The 14094-nt window shown below is 67.7% G+C and carries 11 protein-coding genes; 5 read left to right on the top strand and 6 right to left on the bottom strand.

All coding sequences use genetic code 11. The features are described 5' to 3' along the window. Nucleotides 1-74 precede the first annotated feature (74 nt). The 5 genes from HQ325_RS00830 (at nucleotide 75) to HQ325_RS00810 (ending at nucleotide 6777) form a co-directional block, all read left to right on the top strand. The gene (locus HQ325_RS00830) at nucleotides 75-1133 is read left to right on the top strand and encodes a LacI family DNA-binding transcriptional regulator (protein WP_222626310.1); all 1059 of its coding nucleotides are present in this window, start codon (nucleotides 75-77) and stop codon (nucleotides 1131-1133) included. A gap of 2 nt (nucleotides 1134-1135) precedes the next feature. Then, entirely contained in the window at nucleotides 1136-3403 is a 2268-nt protein-coding gene (locus HQ325_RS00825) for an FGGY family carbohydrate kinase (RefSeq protein WP_261777830.1), read from the top strand. A gap of 50 nt (nucleotides 3404-3453) precedes the next feature. Then, nucleotides 3454-5016 (top strand): TPM domain-containing protein, encoded by a 1563-nt coding sequence (locus HQ325_RS00820; RefSeq protein ID WP_222626308.1) that lies wholly within the window; start codon nucleotides 3454-3456, stop codon nucleotides 5014-5016. A 13-nt stretch (nucleotides 5017-5029) separates the two neighbouring features. Continuing rightward, on the top strand, nucleotides 5030-5308 hold the full coding sequence (locus tag HQ325_RS00815) for a hypothetical protein (protein WP_027506667.1): 279 nt from the start codon (nucleotides 5030-5032) through the stop codon (nucleotides 5306-5308). 77 nt (nucleotides 5309-5385) lie between these two features. Further along, entirely contained in the window at nucleotides 5386-6777 is a 1392-nt protein-coding gene (locus HQ325_RS00810; protein WP_222626307.1) for a nucleobase:cation symporter-2 family protein, read from the top strand. Nucleotides 6778-6789: 12 nt separating this feature from the next. Here the strand turns inward: HQ325_RS00810 and HQ325_RS00805 are convergent, their stop codons facing one another. The 6 genes from HQ325_RS00805 to HQ325_RS00780 form a co-directional block, all read right to left on the bottom strand. After that, nucleotides 6790-7779, bottom strand: a complete 990-nt coding sequence (locus HQ325_RS00805; protein WP_027506666.1) for an LLM class F420-dependent oxidoreductase — start codon at nucleotides 7777-7779, stop codon at nucleotides 6790-6792. 15 nt (nucleotides 7780-7794) lie between these two features. Next, nucleotides 7795-8595 (bottom strand): SDR family NAD(P)-dependent oxidoreductase, encoded by an 801-nt coding sequence (locus tag HQ325_RS00800; RefSeq protein WP_222626306.1) that lies wholly within the window; start codon nucleotides 8593-8595, stop codon nucleotides 7795-7797. A 6-nt stretch (nucleotides 8596-8601) separates the two neighbouring features. Then, nucleotides 8602-10410 (bottom strand): glycoside hydrolase family 15 protein, encoded by a 1809-nt coding sequence (locus HQ325_RS00795; RefSeq protein WP_222626305.1) that lies wholly within the window; start codon nucleotides 10408-10410, stop codon nucleotides 8602-8604. After that, nucleotides 10407-11072, bottom strand: a complete 666-nt coding sequence (locus HQ325_RS00790; RefSeq protein ID WP_222626304.1) for an HAD family hydrolase — start codon at nucleotides 11070-11072, stop codon at nucleotides 10407-10409. Before HQ325_RS00790 ends, HQ325_RS00795 begins: the two co-directional genes overlap by 4 nt. A 141-nt stretch (nucleotides 11073-11213) precedes the next feature. Next, nucleotides 11214-12737: a catalase gene (locus HQ325_RS00785; protein ID WP_222626303.1), complete on the bottom strand. Its 1524-nt coding sequence runs from the start codon at nucleotides 12735-12737 to the stop codon at nucleotides 11214-11216. A gap of 161 nt (nucleotides 12738-12898) precedes the next feature. After that, the gene (locus tag HQ325_RS00780) at nucleotides 12899-13984 is read right to left on the bottom strand and encodes an SMP-30/gluconolactonase/LRE family protein (protein ID WP_222626302.1); all 1086 of its coding nucleotides are present in this window, start codon (nucleotides 13982-13984) and stop codon (nucleotides 12899-12901) included. Nucleotides 13985-14094 lie beyond the last annotated feature (110 nt).

The raw sequence follows: 14094 nt of genomic DNA, 5'->3' as shown, positions 1-14094 counted from the left end.
GGTGACGATCATAGAAGACAACGTTGTCTCGCAGCAATGCCGGACCGTCCCCACCCCCGATCGAGAGTCTCCCCGTGACCCACCGCGCCAGCATCAAGGACGTCGCCGCACTGGCAGGCGTCAGCTTCAAGACTGTCTCGCGCGTGGTCAACGGTGTCGACACGGTGCTCCCCGAGCTGCGCGAGCGCGTCGAAGCGGCGGTGGCCGAACTGAACTACGTTCCCAACTCCGCCGCACGATCACTGAAGTCCGGATCCGGCACCACCATCGGCATCGTCGTCGACTCCATCGACGACATCTTCTTCGCCTCCCTGGTACGCGCGATCGAGGAGCGTGCGCTCGATCGCGGCATGGGAGTCATGGTCGGCAGCACCGGGTTCGATCCCGAGCGCGAACTGTCGCAACTCACCCGCCTCGCCGGTCAACACGTGCGCGGCATCGTGCTCGCCCCCGTCGGCGACCACTCGTCGTTTCTCACCCCGCGCCGCCACACCCTGCCGGTGGTGACCGTCGACCGCTCGATCCCGGGTTTCGACTCCGTCACCGTCGACGACTACTCGGCGGCTCGACGCGCCGTCCGGGTGCTGGTCGACGCGGGGCACCGGCGGATCGCCCTCGTCGGTCACGATGCGCGACTGCAGACGGCGCAACGTCGCCGTGACGCGTACGTCGACGTCCTCACCGAGAACGGTCTCAGCGCCCCGGGCGACGGCATTCCCGAAGTAGCGCCGTCGCCGGACGCGGTGCGCCCGGTGGTGCTGGACCTGCTCGCCCTTCCCGAACCCCCGACGGCGCTGTTCGTCTCCAACGCCCGCCACGCCGGTGCCGTCGTGTCGGTCCTGCACGAGATCCACCGCACGGACGTGGCCATGGTGTCGTTCGGCAGCTTCGCTCTGGCCGACGCCGTCGATCCTCCCGTCACCTGCATCGACCAGAACCCGTACGAGATCGGAGCCGCGGCGTTCGACCGTCTGCTGCTGCGTTTCGACGATCCCACCCTCGACGCCGTGGCCGGTATCGCCGACACGACTCTCGTCGAGCGCAGCTCGCATCTCGTTCAGGAAGTGCGCAGCTCGCATCTCGCTCCCCCGAATAGACAGTCCCCCAGCGCTGGAAAGCGGTACCGCCCGTGAGCATGTCCCTCGTCGCCGGTCTCGACCTCGGCAGCACCGGAATCAAGATCCTCGTCAGCGACTCCTCGGGTTCCGAGGTCCTGATCGAGCAACTCGCCACTCCCTGGACGCACGGGGCCGGCGGTACCACCGACATGGCGGCGGACGATCTCCTCGACACCGTGCGCCACCTGGTGGAGATCGTCGCGCGCCGACTGCCGGACGTCACCGGTGATCCGCACGCCCGGCTCGACGCCGTCGCCGTCTCGGGCATGGGCGAGACGGGCTTCCTCGTCGACGCAGGGCTGGAGGTCGTGGCGCCGTCGTTCGCGTGGTTCGACCCGCGCGGCGGGGAGCAGGTCGCCGCCCTGCCCGAGCCGCTGCGGGCCGCGTTCGCAGCCACCACGGGAATACCTCTCGGAGTGCAGGTCTCGGTCGCGAAGATCCTGCATCTGCAGGCCGGCGGACTGGATCTCAGCGGACTCCGATGGCTGGATCTGCCCGCGTTCGTCGTCGCCGCTCTCGGCGGACGGGCTGTCAGCGAGTACTCGCTGGCGTCGCGTACGGGGCTGCTCGACCAGGACACCGGCGCCCCCTGGCGGGACATGCTGGCGCACCTCGGTGTCGACGACACCTTCCTCCCGCCCCTCGTCGCTGCCGGCACCGCACTCGGGTTCGCCTCGGCGCCATGGCTTCCCGAGCTCGTACGCGGGGCCGCCCTCACGGTCGCGGGCCACGACCACCTCGTGTCCGCGGTGTCCGGCGGCGACATCGCCGACGACACCTACCTCGTCTCGATGGGTACCGCGGAGGTGTTGTTGCGCGTCCTGGACACGCCACCGTCCGCGGCCAGTCGCGCGCGACTGGCCGAGCACCTGATCAACTCGGTCCGCCACGTCGTGCCCGGCAAGTACGTGCTGGTGGCCGGTGTGAAGTCGGGACTGCTCATGCGCCGCGCACTGCAGTTGTGCGACATCACCGATCGCGCCGGGCGGGACGGGCTGGACCAGCGCGTGCAGGCACTGCCGTCCGCGGGATCCGTCGCCGAGGGTGGTGTCACCGTCTCCGGTGCACGCAACGACGACGGTGTGCTCGCACTGACCATCCGGACCGACGGGGTGGACGCCGCCGAACTCTTCCGCGCCGTGCTGCTCCACGGGAACGACGAGGTGGCCCTGCTGGTCGCCGCGCTCGACCGTGAGGTCCCGCCCGCACGGCGCAGCATCCTCACCGGTGGCTGGGCGAGTATGGCCTGCGTCCGCGACGCCCGCGCCGCCGTCCTGCCCGACATCACCACCTCCGGCCGAACACAGGACACCGCCTACGGCGCAGCCCTGTTCGCCTCCAGACTGCTCGACTCGAGCGACCGAACCCCACCTCGCACCACCGACAGGAGCTCCGACATGAACGACCTCACCACACTGGAACGACGCGGCATGGCCGCCATCTCCACTGCGAACGGCAACATGCTGATCGTGGCCGGCGACCAGCGCAACGGCATGAAGGCCGTCATGAACGACGCCCCGGACGGTCCGGACTCCATCTCGAAGGATCAACTCGCCGATGCCAAGGGCGATCTCGTGAAGTACCTCGGCAACCACGCTCCCGCCATCCTGCTCGACCCGGAGGTGGCGCTCCCCCGCGTCGTCGACGAGGGCACGTTGTCGCGGGACACCGCGCTCGTGGTCGGGATGGACGCCTCGGGATTCGAGACCGTGGACGGTCTGAAGTTCACCCGCTTCGTCGACGGCGTCACCCCGCGCGTGGTGCGCGATCTGGGCGGCGACGTCGCGAAGATGTTGTGGTACATGCGCCCCGACCGTCAGACGGCGGACTCGCGGGTCGGCCAGGAGATCGCCGAACTGGTGAAGGCGTGCTCGGCCGAGGGTCTGCTGCTGATCGTCGAGATCCTCACGTACCGGCTCGAGGGCGAATCGGCCGTCGACTACGCGGAGCGCTTCCCGTCCCTCGTGGCCGAGTCCGCCCGCATCTCCGTCGAGTGCGGTGCCAAGGTGCTCAAGCTGCAGTACCCCGGATCGGCCGAAGCCTGTGCCGCCGTGACCGCCGCCGCGAACGGCGTGCCGTGGGCCGTCCTGTCCGCCGGTGTGGATCACGAGACGTTCATCGAGCAGGTGCGCACCGCCGTGGCGAACGGCGCCAGCGGCGCGATGGCGGGTCGCTCCCTCTGGAAGGACAGCATGGCCGTCTCGGCCGACACCCGCGAGCAGCTGCTGACGGACCGTGCGCTGCCGCGCCTGCGCGAGCTGGCCGAGGCCGTCGACAACCGCTGACCCACACGCGACACGCGTACCGGACCGTCGAGTCTGCCTATCATGACGGCATGACACGGTTCCGGTTCGCGGTCGCGTTCATCGCGGCGACAGCAGTGCTCGGTCTCGCCGGTTGCTCCGACAGCTCCGGTGACACACAGTTCGACGGGCTCACGGTCGGTCAACGCGTGTACGACCGCACCGGGGACTCGCTGGGTCCGGCCGACGTCGAGGCGCTGGAGCAGAGACTCGACGCGCTGCGCGCCGAGACCGGGGCCGACGTCGTCGCGTACGTCCGCGAGCTGGACGCCGACTCGGACGACACCCTCGATCAGGTGGAGGCACTCCAGCAGGCGTGGGTGTCGACGGCGGACGTCGATCAGGACGTCGCCGGTGCCATCCTGATCAACCGCGAGCCCGGTACCGACGACGAGGCTCGGGCCGGGATCTTCCTCGGTTCCACCTTCGACGACGGCAATGTTCCCCGCGACGAGCAGGAAGCGATCATCGAGGACGCCCTGGTGCCGCCGCTGCGCGACGGTGACGTCGCGGGCAGTCTGACGAACGGCATCGACCGGCTCGAGTCCTCCATCCTGGTCGGGCCACCAGTGACGGCGCTCGACGAGTTCGCCGCCGGGCCGGGGTCGACGTGGCTCCCGTGGACCGGTCTCGCCGTCGTGCTGGTCGGCTCCGCGGGCGCGGCGCAGATCTACCGTCGCCGTTCGCGGCCCACGGTGTCGGCGCAGCCTCCGACGACCTACCGACCCGATCACACCACCGATCCCGCGATCGTCACGGCTCTGGTCCATCGGAGCGCGCAGGCGAGTGCGGTGCCGGCCACGCTGCTGGCGCTCGCGGCGGCCGACGCAGTGGCTCTCGAGTCCGAGCCGGGTTCCGGGTCGAAGAAACGTGACAAGGACACGCTCCGAGTCCGACTGCTCGACCGCGGCAAGGTACGCGGCGACGTGCAGGACGCCGTCTGGACCATGCTGTCCGAGAAGGCCGAGGGCGACGTGGTGGACAGCACCGCGCTCACGAAACTCGCGCAGGGTCACGGCTCCACGAAGGCCGTCGTCGACGCGCACCTCGAGGCGAACGGGTGGGTGCGCCACGGCACGGCCGGACCACGCTGGGGTCTGGTCGGACTGGCACTTCTCGGCGGCGCAGTCATGGTGGGCGCAGGCGTGGTCGCTGCTTCCGGGGCCCCCATCATGCTGGTCGCCGCGATTCCCGGCGGGATCCTGCTGATCGCCGGCCTCGTCATGACGGTCGCCTACTCGCGATTCTCGGCTGCCGGTCTCGATGCCGCTCGTCCCTGGGAGGCCTACCGTGACGGGTTGAAGCAGTCGGGAAAGGACGACGACTCCTCGCTCGATCTGGACGACGCACTGCCCGACATCGTCGCGCTGGGGCTCGGCTCCACGTTCACGAAGCGCCTCGAGGCGGCCACGGACGCGGACGGCGGAACGACGCTGCGCGCCTTCGCCTCACCGTCCGGATCACTGCACGCCTCGGACCCCGCACTGCTGAACTGGGTCGTCTTCTCCTCGGTGTTCACCTCGACCAACAGCAGCGCCGGCACGGTGTCCGGGGCCGGCGCGGGTGGCGGTGGCGGCGCCGCGGGGAGCACCTGAGACCCTTCCGGGTGTGACCGACACTCCGTCATCACGTCCCGCGTATCGTAACGGCGCGGGCAGCAGCGCGCTGGTCGCGGGCATCGTCGCGCTGGTCTGCGCGTTCGTGCCCTTCGTGGGTGACATCGTCGCGGTGCCCACCGGCATCCTCGCGGTGGTGTGCGGATGGGTCGGTATCGGCCGGGACGAGGACGGCACGGCCACCAACGGCCGCGAGGCGATGATCGGAGCCGCGCTGGGCGGCGCCGCACTGTTCGTCGTCTTCGTGTCCTTCGCCGCCACCACACTCTGAGCCGGCGGGCTACGCCGTAACGGCGCGGAAACCGAGAGGACCGACGAACGACACGGGCAGGGCCGACACTGTGTCCCATGGTGTCGTTGTCGAGGTTCACTCGCGGTCGGGCGGGCACGCATCCGGTCGACCACATTCCCCCGCTGTCTGTGCTGGCTCCACTCGGCCTGCAGCACGTGCTCGCGATGTACGCGGGCGCGGTCGCCGTCCCTCTCATCGTCGGCAGCGCCCTGGTCGCTGCGGGGGAACTGCAGTCGAGCGACCTGCCGTACCTCATCACGGCCGACCTGTTCGTCGCCGGGATCGCGACACTGATCCAGGCGGTCGGGTTCTGGCGCTTCGGGGTACGACTACCGCTGATGCAGGGCTGCACCTTCGCCGCGGTGACACCGATGATCGCCATCGGCTCGCAGTACGGCGTCACCGCCATCTACGGTTCCGTGATCGCGTCCGGCGTGTTCATGATGGCGCTGGCGCCGGTGTTCGCGAAGCTGCTCCACCTGTTCCCGCCTCTGGTCACGGGCACGGTCATCCTGATCATCGGCCTGTCGCTGATGCCGGTGGCGGCCGGATGGTTCGGCGGCGGAACGGGATCCGAGGACTTCGGTGATCCGAAGTACATCGGGATGGGTGCACTCACGTTGCTGATCATCCTGTTGATCGAACGGTTCGCTCCCCCGGCCGCAAAGCGACTGAGCATCCTGCTCGGACTCGTCGCCGGCACCGTCATCGCGATCCCGCTGGGCATGACCGACTTCAGTGGTGTGCGGGAACAGGACTGGGTCGGCGTGACCACGCCGTTCCACTTCGGATTCCCGGCGTTCGAGGTCAGCGCGATCATCACCATGTGCATCGTCGCGCTGGTCATCATGACCGAGACCACGGGCGACATCATCGCCGTCGGTGAGATCGTCGACTCCAAGGTTCCGCCGCGACGCCTGGCCGACGGTCTGCGCGCCGACGGCCTGTCGACCATGCTCGGTGGCATCTTCAACACGTTCCCGTACACGGCGTTCGCGCAGAACGTGGGGCTGGTGGCGATCACGGGCGTCAAGACCCGCCATGTGGCCACGTTCGCCGGCGGCATCCTCATCCTGCTGGGGTTGCTGCCGAAACTCGGTGCCGTGGTGGAGGGTGTGCCGCTTCCCGTGCTCGGTGGCGCGGGCATCGCACTGTTCGGCATGGTGGCCGCGAGTGGCGTCCGCACGCTCGCGCAGGTGTCGTTCGACAACACGAACATCCTGGTGGTCGCCGTCGCGGTGGGCGTCGGACTGTTGCCCACGGTGTCGCCGGACCTCTACGACCGGTTCCCCGACTGGTTCCAGACCATCTTCCATTCCGGCATCAGCGCGGGTGCGCTGTGCGCGGTGGTCCTGAACATGCTGCTGAACTCGGAGTCGTTGCGCGACAAGCTGTCCACCGACACGAATCCGCCGGCCCACGACGCTGTGCGTGGACCGGCGCTCTGATCGATACGTCCGTCAGGACGACGCTGCGCGGAGCTTCTCGAGCAGTGGCCCGGCAGCCTCGGCAAGGAAGCGCTCCTGGGTCTCGTCACCGACCTGCACGAGTGCGATGTCGGTGAAACCGGCCTCCCAGTAGGGCGCCACCTTCTCGACGATCGCATCGAGATCCGGTCCGCAGGGGATGGTTCCGGCCACGTCCTCCGGCCGGACGAACTGTGTCGCACCCGCGAAACCGGCCGTCGTCGGCAGGTCCGCGTTCACGGCCCACCCACCCGCGAACCAGCGGAACTGGTCGTGCGCGAGCTCGGTGGCCGCCTTCTCGTCCGGACCCCAGCAGATGGGGATCTGACCGATCTTCTTCGACTCCCGGTTCAGGCCCGTGCCGATGTGCCTGGCCTTGTCCCAGCCCTCGACCAGCTCGGACTTCGGCTCCGTCGAGATCATGTGGTCGCCGAGCGGCGCGAACCGCTCGATCGACTTCGACCCCGAGACCGCGATGCCGATCTCGAGCGGGTGTTCGGGGGTGTCCCACAGACGCGCCGAGTCGACGCGGTAGTGCTCGCCCTGCCACGTGATCAGCTCACCCGACTGAAGTTGCCGGATGATCTTGACCGCTTCCTCGAACATGTCCTGACGCTTGTCCACCGAGGGCCAACCCTCGCCGACGACGTGCTCGTTCAGGTTCTCGCCGCTTCCCAGGCCCAGCGTGAAACGGCCGTCGGCGAGGATCTGCAGCGTTGCCGCCTTCTGCGCGACGATCGCCGGGTGGTACCTGATGATGGGGCAGGTCACGTACGTGTAGAGGCCGACCCGGGACGTCGCCTGCGCCACCGCGCCGAGCATCGTCCAGGCGTAGGACGCATGTCCCTGTGATGACAGCCAGGGTGAGTAGTGGTCGCTGGAGACCTCGAAGTCGAACCCGACGTCCTCCGCCTTCACGGCGTAGTCGACGAGCTGCTTCGGTCCGCTCTGCTCGGTCATGAGGGTGTAGCCGAACCGTGTCATGGGCGTGGGTCCTCTCTAGATGGTCGCGACGGAACCGGAGTCGACGCGGTAGTTCGAGCCGTTGACGAAGCTGGCACGCTCCGAGCACAGGAACGTGATCACCGACGCCACTTCCTCCGGGGTACCCCGTCGGCCGAGTTCCATGAACGGCCGGTCCTCCTTCAGGAAGCTCTCGATGGCCTCGTCGCGGTCGGTGCCACGCTCGTCGGCTCGCTTGTCCATCATCGCGTCCGTCATCGGGGTGTGGATGAAGGCCGGCGACACCGCGTTCACCAGGACACCCTCGGATGCATACGTCTTCGACAGCCCCTTGACCAGCGAGAGGATGCCGGCCTTGGCCGCGCAGTAGGGCAGCTCGTCGATGTAGGGCTGCTCCGCGTCCTCGGACGCGAGCAACACGATGCGCCCCCATCCGCCCGCACGGAGTTCGGGAAGGAAGGCGCGCACGACGCGCACCGGTCCGAGAAGGTCGACCTCGATCGTCGTCGACCACCCGTCGTCGTCGATCTCGTGGAACATGCCCTGTGCGCCGGTGATGCCGGCACTCTGCACCAGGATGTCCACGGTGCCGAGCGCCTCGACCGCCTTCGCGTGCATCGCGTCGACATCGGCGGGCTTCGTCACGTCGGCGGCGAATGCCGTGACGGCCCCATCGGGTCCCGTGAGCTCGGCAGCGCCGGCGTCCAGCTTGTCCTGGTCCTTGTCCGTGACGAAGACCCGGACACCCTCGTCGAGCAGCATCTGCGCCGTGCACCACCCGATTCCCGAGTCCGCGCCGGTGATGACAGCAGTTCTGCCCGTGATTCCGAGGTCCATGTGGTCCTACTTTCCTGTGTCGGAGGTCGTGTGGTCGTGGCCGCTGGCGAGCGTGAGCGCCGCGTTGATGAGAGCGAGATGGGAGAGCCCCTGCGGGAAGTTGCCCAGAAAGGTCGACGGCTCGTCCTCGGCCGACCGGTCGGGATCGATCATCTCGGCGAAGAGGCCGACGTCGTTGCCGCTGGTGACCAGTCGATCCATGAGTGCGCTGGCCTCGTCGTCGCGGCCGAGCTTGGCGAGGGCGCCGACGACCCAGAACGAGCAGGCGACGAACGTACCCTCGACCATCTGCATGCCGGAGTATCGATAGAGGTGGTCGCCGGAACCGAGTTCGTCGCGCAGAGCGTCGACGGTTCTCGACATCCGCTCGTCGTCGACGCACCGACTGCCCGCGTGCAGCAACACGGAGGCGTCGAGCTCATCCGTGCCCGGGTACCAGACGTAGGCGCCGCGCGACTCGGACCAGCAGTTGTCGTCGATCCACTGAGCGATGTGATCGCGCTCGGTCACCCACCTGTCCGCGATGCCGGGAATCATGCCCTGCTCGGAGAGGTGCACCGCACGGTCGAGCGCGTGCCAGCAGCCCATCTTGGAGGACGTGTAGTGCCGGATCGTGGGCAGCTCCCACATCCCGGCGTCCTTGCGGCGCCAGATGTCACACGTCGTGTCGGCGATCTCCGCGAGAAGTCGACCGGTGGGCGCATCGAGTACGTTGCCAGCGTCGACGTAGAGGGACACGATGTCGAACAGGTCACCGAAGATCCCCTGCTGCAACTGAGTTGCCGCCTCGTTTCCGTTGATCACCGGACCGACTCCGCGCCACCCCGGCACGTCGGGATATGTCGAGCCGCCCGGGATCTCACCGTTCAGGGTGTAGAACACCTGCGTGATCTGCTCGTTGCTGCGGATGATGCGCAGCAGCCACGCCACCGCGGCGTGGACCTCCTCGCGCAGGCCGAAGCGGATCAGCGCCTTGATCGTGTACGCGGTGTCACGCACCCACGCGTAGCGGTAGTCCCAGTTCTTGGCACCGGCCCACCGCTCCGGCAGCGAGGTCGTCGCCGCTGCCGCGATGGCGCCGGACGGGCTGTACAGCAGTAGCTTCAATGCGAGGGCGCTACGGTGCACCTCGTCGTGCCAGGGGCCCTCGTACCGGAACTCCTCGGACCACATCTGCCAGTTGGCGATCGTGCGATCGATGCCAGAGTCGACGTCTTCCGGCACTGGGAGATACAGCGGTTCCACCTCGGTACCGACCACGGCCACGAGGGAGCGCGAACCGACCGCGGTGGTGAATCGACCACTGATGGAGCGAGATTCGAGCTCGATGTCGTCGGCATTGAGAGTGCGCACGCCCAGAGTGACACCGTCGACGCGCAGCACCGTGCCGTGCACCGTCTCGTACGACCACGGCGACGCCGTTCCCAGACACGTCCCCGGAGCGACGGACCACTCCATGTCGACACTGCCCTCGACGCCCTCGACGCGCCGTGCGAGCTCGGTCCACGGAAGGCGTCCCGCCACACCGGTGTTCAGTGAGTCCGTGACGTTCACGACGCCCGACTCGGTGGTGAACGTCGTGACCAGGACATTGGTGCCGTCGGCGTACCGACGCGTGGTCGTGAACTCCTCCGCCGGGCGCATCGAGATGTAGCCGCCGGACTCGGCGTCGAGCAGTGCCGCGAACACCGGCGCGGTGTCGAGATTGGGAACGGGAAACCAGTCGATGCGCCCGTCGTCCGCGATGAGCGCGACGGTGCGGCCGTCGCCGATCGCCGCGTAGTTCTCGATCGGTGCGTAGCCGTTCTCTCTCATTCGAGGCGCGCGATCATCGAACTGTCGATGTGCGCCAACAGGTCTGCAGGATCGTCGTACACCGCGGTGGCGCCGGCCTCGGTCAACTCGGCACTCGAGACGCCGCCACTGCGCACTCCGATACACGGGACGCCCGCTGTAACGGATGCCTTCACGTCCCACACGGAGTCCCCGACGAAGACGGCGCGCTCGGCACCGACGCCGGCACGGTCCAGCGCAATGTCGACGATGCGCGGCTCCGGCTTCGCCGTCTCGACGTCCTCCGACGACGTCAACTCCGAGACGATCTCCTCGACCCCGAGAAGTCCGCGAAGGATCGCGAGTTCGTTCTCCGGTGCCGAGGTGGCGAGTACGACCTGCAGCCCGCGGTCTGCTACCGCGCCGAGCAGGTCGAGCGCACCGGGCAGCGGCGACAGCAGGGAGGACATCTCCTCGTAGTACTGCGTGTGTAGTTCCTTCGCGCGTTCCGCCGCGTCCTCGGGTGCGTCACCCGCCAACGACGAGAGCAGCTTCGCGCCGTCCATCCCGATCGAGCGGTGGATCCGCCACGAGTCCACAGCGATACCGGCGTCTGAGAAGGCACGAGCCCAGGCGTGGACATGGGCGTAGTTCGAATCGACGAGCGTGCCGTCGATGTCGAACAGAACGGCGGGAGAAGTCACCCTCCTCGACTACCCGGGGGTGAGGGACGACAAACGGCGGGAGGGGAGCGTCACGACCGGAGGGCTACCTCAGGTGTGACGACGACAACGCCCGCCGCACCTGCGGAGGGTGCGACGGGCGACGTCGAGAATCGGAGCGGATCAGACCTTCGCGGCCTCGTCGGCCGGGTCGTCCACCGCGCCGGCGCCGGTCGTGGGGGCGGTCTCGCCCTGTCCGGAGCGCACACCCTCCTCGACCTTCTTGCCGATCTCGGGGTCGACGTTGCTCCAGTACTGGAACACCCGCTGAAGCACAGGCTCGGTGACACCGTTCAGCGCATGGCCGACGATGTTGCCCACGAGACGCTCGCGGGCGTCGTCGTCCATGATCTCGCGCACGAGAATGCCGGCCTGGACGAAGTCGCCGTCCTCGGGATGCTGCACGTACCCGGTGCGCACGAATCGGGGCTCGAAGTCCCAGGCACCGTCGTCGCCGTACGCGTTCGTGTCGGCGGCGGGACCACCGTACGAGTTCGGGGCGTACACGGGCGTCTCCGCGGAGTTGTAGTGGATGTTCATCGCACCCTCCTTGGAGTAGGAGTTGATCTCCGCCTTCGCCCGATTGACCGGCAGCTGCGCGTAATTGGTGCCGATGCGGTACCGGTGCGCGTCCGCGTAGCTGAAGATGCGTCCGAGCAACATCTTGTCCGGGCTCGCGCCGATGCCCGGCACGAGGTTGGACGGCTCGAACGAGCTCTGCTCGATCTGGGCGTGGAAGTTCTCCGGGTTCTTGTTCAAGGTCATCGTGCCGACCTCGATCAACGGGTAGTCCTTCTGCGACCAGACCTTCGTCAGATCGAACGGGTTGTACTTGTACGTCTCGGCATCGTCGTACGGCATGATCTGCACCTTGACTGTCCAGCTCGGAAAGTCGCCGTTGCGGATCGATCCGAACAGGTCCTGACGATGATGATCGGGCGACGTGCCCGCCAGCTCGTCGGCCTTGTCCTGGGTCAGGTAGTCGATGCCCTGATCCGTCTTGAAGTGGAACTTGACCCACGACTTGGTTCCGTCGGCCGCGATGAACTGGTACGTGTGCGAACCGAAACCGTCCATGTGGCGGAACGACTTCGGGATTCCGCGGTCACCCATCAGCCAGGTCACCTGGTGTGCCGACTCGGGCGACAGCGTCCAGAAGTCCCACTGCATGTTGTTGTCTCGGAGACCGGAGTCGGGCATGCGCTTCTGGCTGCGGATGAAGTCCTGGAACTTCAACGGATCGCGCACGAAGAACACCGGCGTGTTGTTGCCGACCATGTCCCAGTTGCCTTCGGTGGTGTAGAACTTCAGCGCGAAACCGCGGGGGTCGCGCCACGTGTCGGGGCTGCCCTGTTCGCCCGCGACGGTGGAGAAGCGTGCCAGCATCTCGGTCTTCGCGCCGGGCTGGAACACCGCCGCCCGCGTGTACTGCGAGATGTCACCGGTGACCTCGAACGTGCCGAAGGCGCCTGCACCCTTGGCGTGCACCACACGCTCCGGGACCCGCTCACGGTTGAACTGCGCCATCTTCTCGATGAGGTAGTGATCGTGCAGCAGGATCGGTCCCTGCGCACCCGCAGTGAGGGAGTGCTCGTCGCTGGGAACCGGGATACCGGCGTTGTTGGTCGTGGGCCTCGGCTGTGTCATGAGTCCAGTGCCTCCTGTTCGTGGCAGACGCGAAGCGTCGCGGTGTGACGCAGAACGTCCGTCATACCCGCATACCCGGGCATCGACTCGCGCACACGCAGAATGTCGATCCGTTCCAGTATGACCCCTTTTCTGGAATCAGTCCAATTACGGTCTTAGCGTCAAGGCGTCGGGTACAGAAGAGGCAGTCCTCGCTCCCCCACGCCCAACTCCTGGATCGACCACTCGCGGGGGTCGAGCGCGTACTGGGAATGGTTGGTCGCCAACACCGACGTGCCCCGGAAGGCCAACGATGCGGGCGTGACGAGCGGCACCGACAGCGCCGCCCTCGCGTCGGGGGACGGGAGCGCGCCGACGACGCCACGTCCGGGCTCCACGATCTCGACGTCGTTGATGATCGGGTTCGCGACCGCCACATAGACGCGGCCCGACTCCCCGATGGCGATGCCGTCACCCTGCGACGTCGTGGCGATCTCCTCGCGAGTACTCGGACCACCGTTCCCGTCGATGCCGAGGCGGAACAGCTTCCCGCGGAAGATCGACGGGTCCGCTGTCAGGGAGATCGTGACCACGAAGACGAGGCGGCCCTGCGCGTCGAACTGCATGCCGTTGACGCTGTACAGCGACACGAAATCCGCACTCTGGTACCAGATCCGAGCCTCACCGCCGCCGGCCGGCACCTTCCAGATGGTGGCCTGATTCAGATCGCTCACATAGAGATTGCCCGCCGCGTCGAACACCGGGTAGTTGGGCCACGCGGGTCGATCGACAGGACTCGGCTCACACGGGACGATCCCCCGACCACAGGACGGCAGATCGGGGAACGTCGCGTAGACCGACTGGGCTCCCGACGCAGGATCGAGTCGCACCGCACGCGCACCCGACCAGTCGAGCGCGTACACCCGGCCCGCACCGTCCAGCGCGATGCCGTTGACCCCGTGCTCGGCGTCCGGGGAGTGCCCCACGAGGTCGTAGCTACCGATCAGTACACCGGAACCGTCGTGATGCCAGACCGTGCCCGACGACCGAGGCCGATTCGATCCCGTCCACACGCTGCCGTCGGACGGATCGACGGCGATGCCCTCCGGCTGTCCGGGCAACGGGAGTTCGGCGAAGGTTCGCGCGCCACCGGGCGCCGGGGACGGTGGTATCGCGGGATCCGCACTCCCTGTTGCGTTTCCGAACACGGTCATGGCGGCCACGGCCATCACGGTGACCATGACTCTGGTCAGTGAGAATGTCGACACGTCAGGAGCCCCCCGGCACGAATTGCGCAGCACTGTGCTGCTCCGGTGGACACTACGGTCAGTCCGACCGTCCCCTCGTGTCCACTCGTCCAGGGCCGCGCGGCGGGCAT

Source organism: Rhodococcus sp. BP-349 (assembly GCF_019835845.1).
Classification (GTDB): domain Bacteria; phylum Actinomycetota; class Actinomycetes; order Mycobacteriales; family Mycobacteriaceae; genus Rhodococcoides.
This window is presented reverse-complemented; position numbering and strand designations above follow the sequence as displayed.

What these genes read in the sequence shown, in the direction of transcription:
- HQ325_RS00825 (WP_261777830.1), top strand. Translation starts at nt 1,136, where the DNA reads ATGTCCCTCGTCGCCGGTCTCGACCTCGGCAGCACCGGAATCAAGATC.
- HQ325_RS00820 (WP_222626308.1), top strand. Translation starts at nt 3,454, where the DNA reads ATGACACGGTTCCGGTTCGCGGTCGCGTTCATCGCGGCGACAGCAGTG.
- HQ325_RS00810 (WP_222626307.1), top strand. Translation starts at nt 5,386, where the DNA reads ATGGTGTCGTTGTCGAGGTTCACTCGCGGTCGGGCGGGCACGCATCCG.
- HQ325_RS00805 (WP_027506666.1), bottom strand. Translation starts at nt 7,779, where the DNA reads ATGACACGGTTCGGCTACACCCTCATGACCGAGCAGAGCGGACCGAAG.
- HQ325_RS00800 (WP_222626306.1), bottom strand. Translation starts at nt 8,595, where the DNA reads ATGGACCTCGGAATCACGGGCAGAACTGCTGTCATCACCGGCGCGGAC.
- HQ325_RS00795 (WP_222626305.1), bottom strand. Translation starts at nt 10,410, where the DNA reads ATGAGAGAGAACGGCTACGCACCGATCGAGAACTACGCGGCGATCGGC.
- HQ325_RS00785 (WP_222626303.1), bottom strand. Translation starts at nt 12,737, where the DNA reads ATGACACAGCCGAGGCCCACGACCAACAACGCCGGTATCCCGGTTCCC.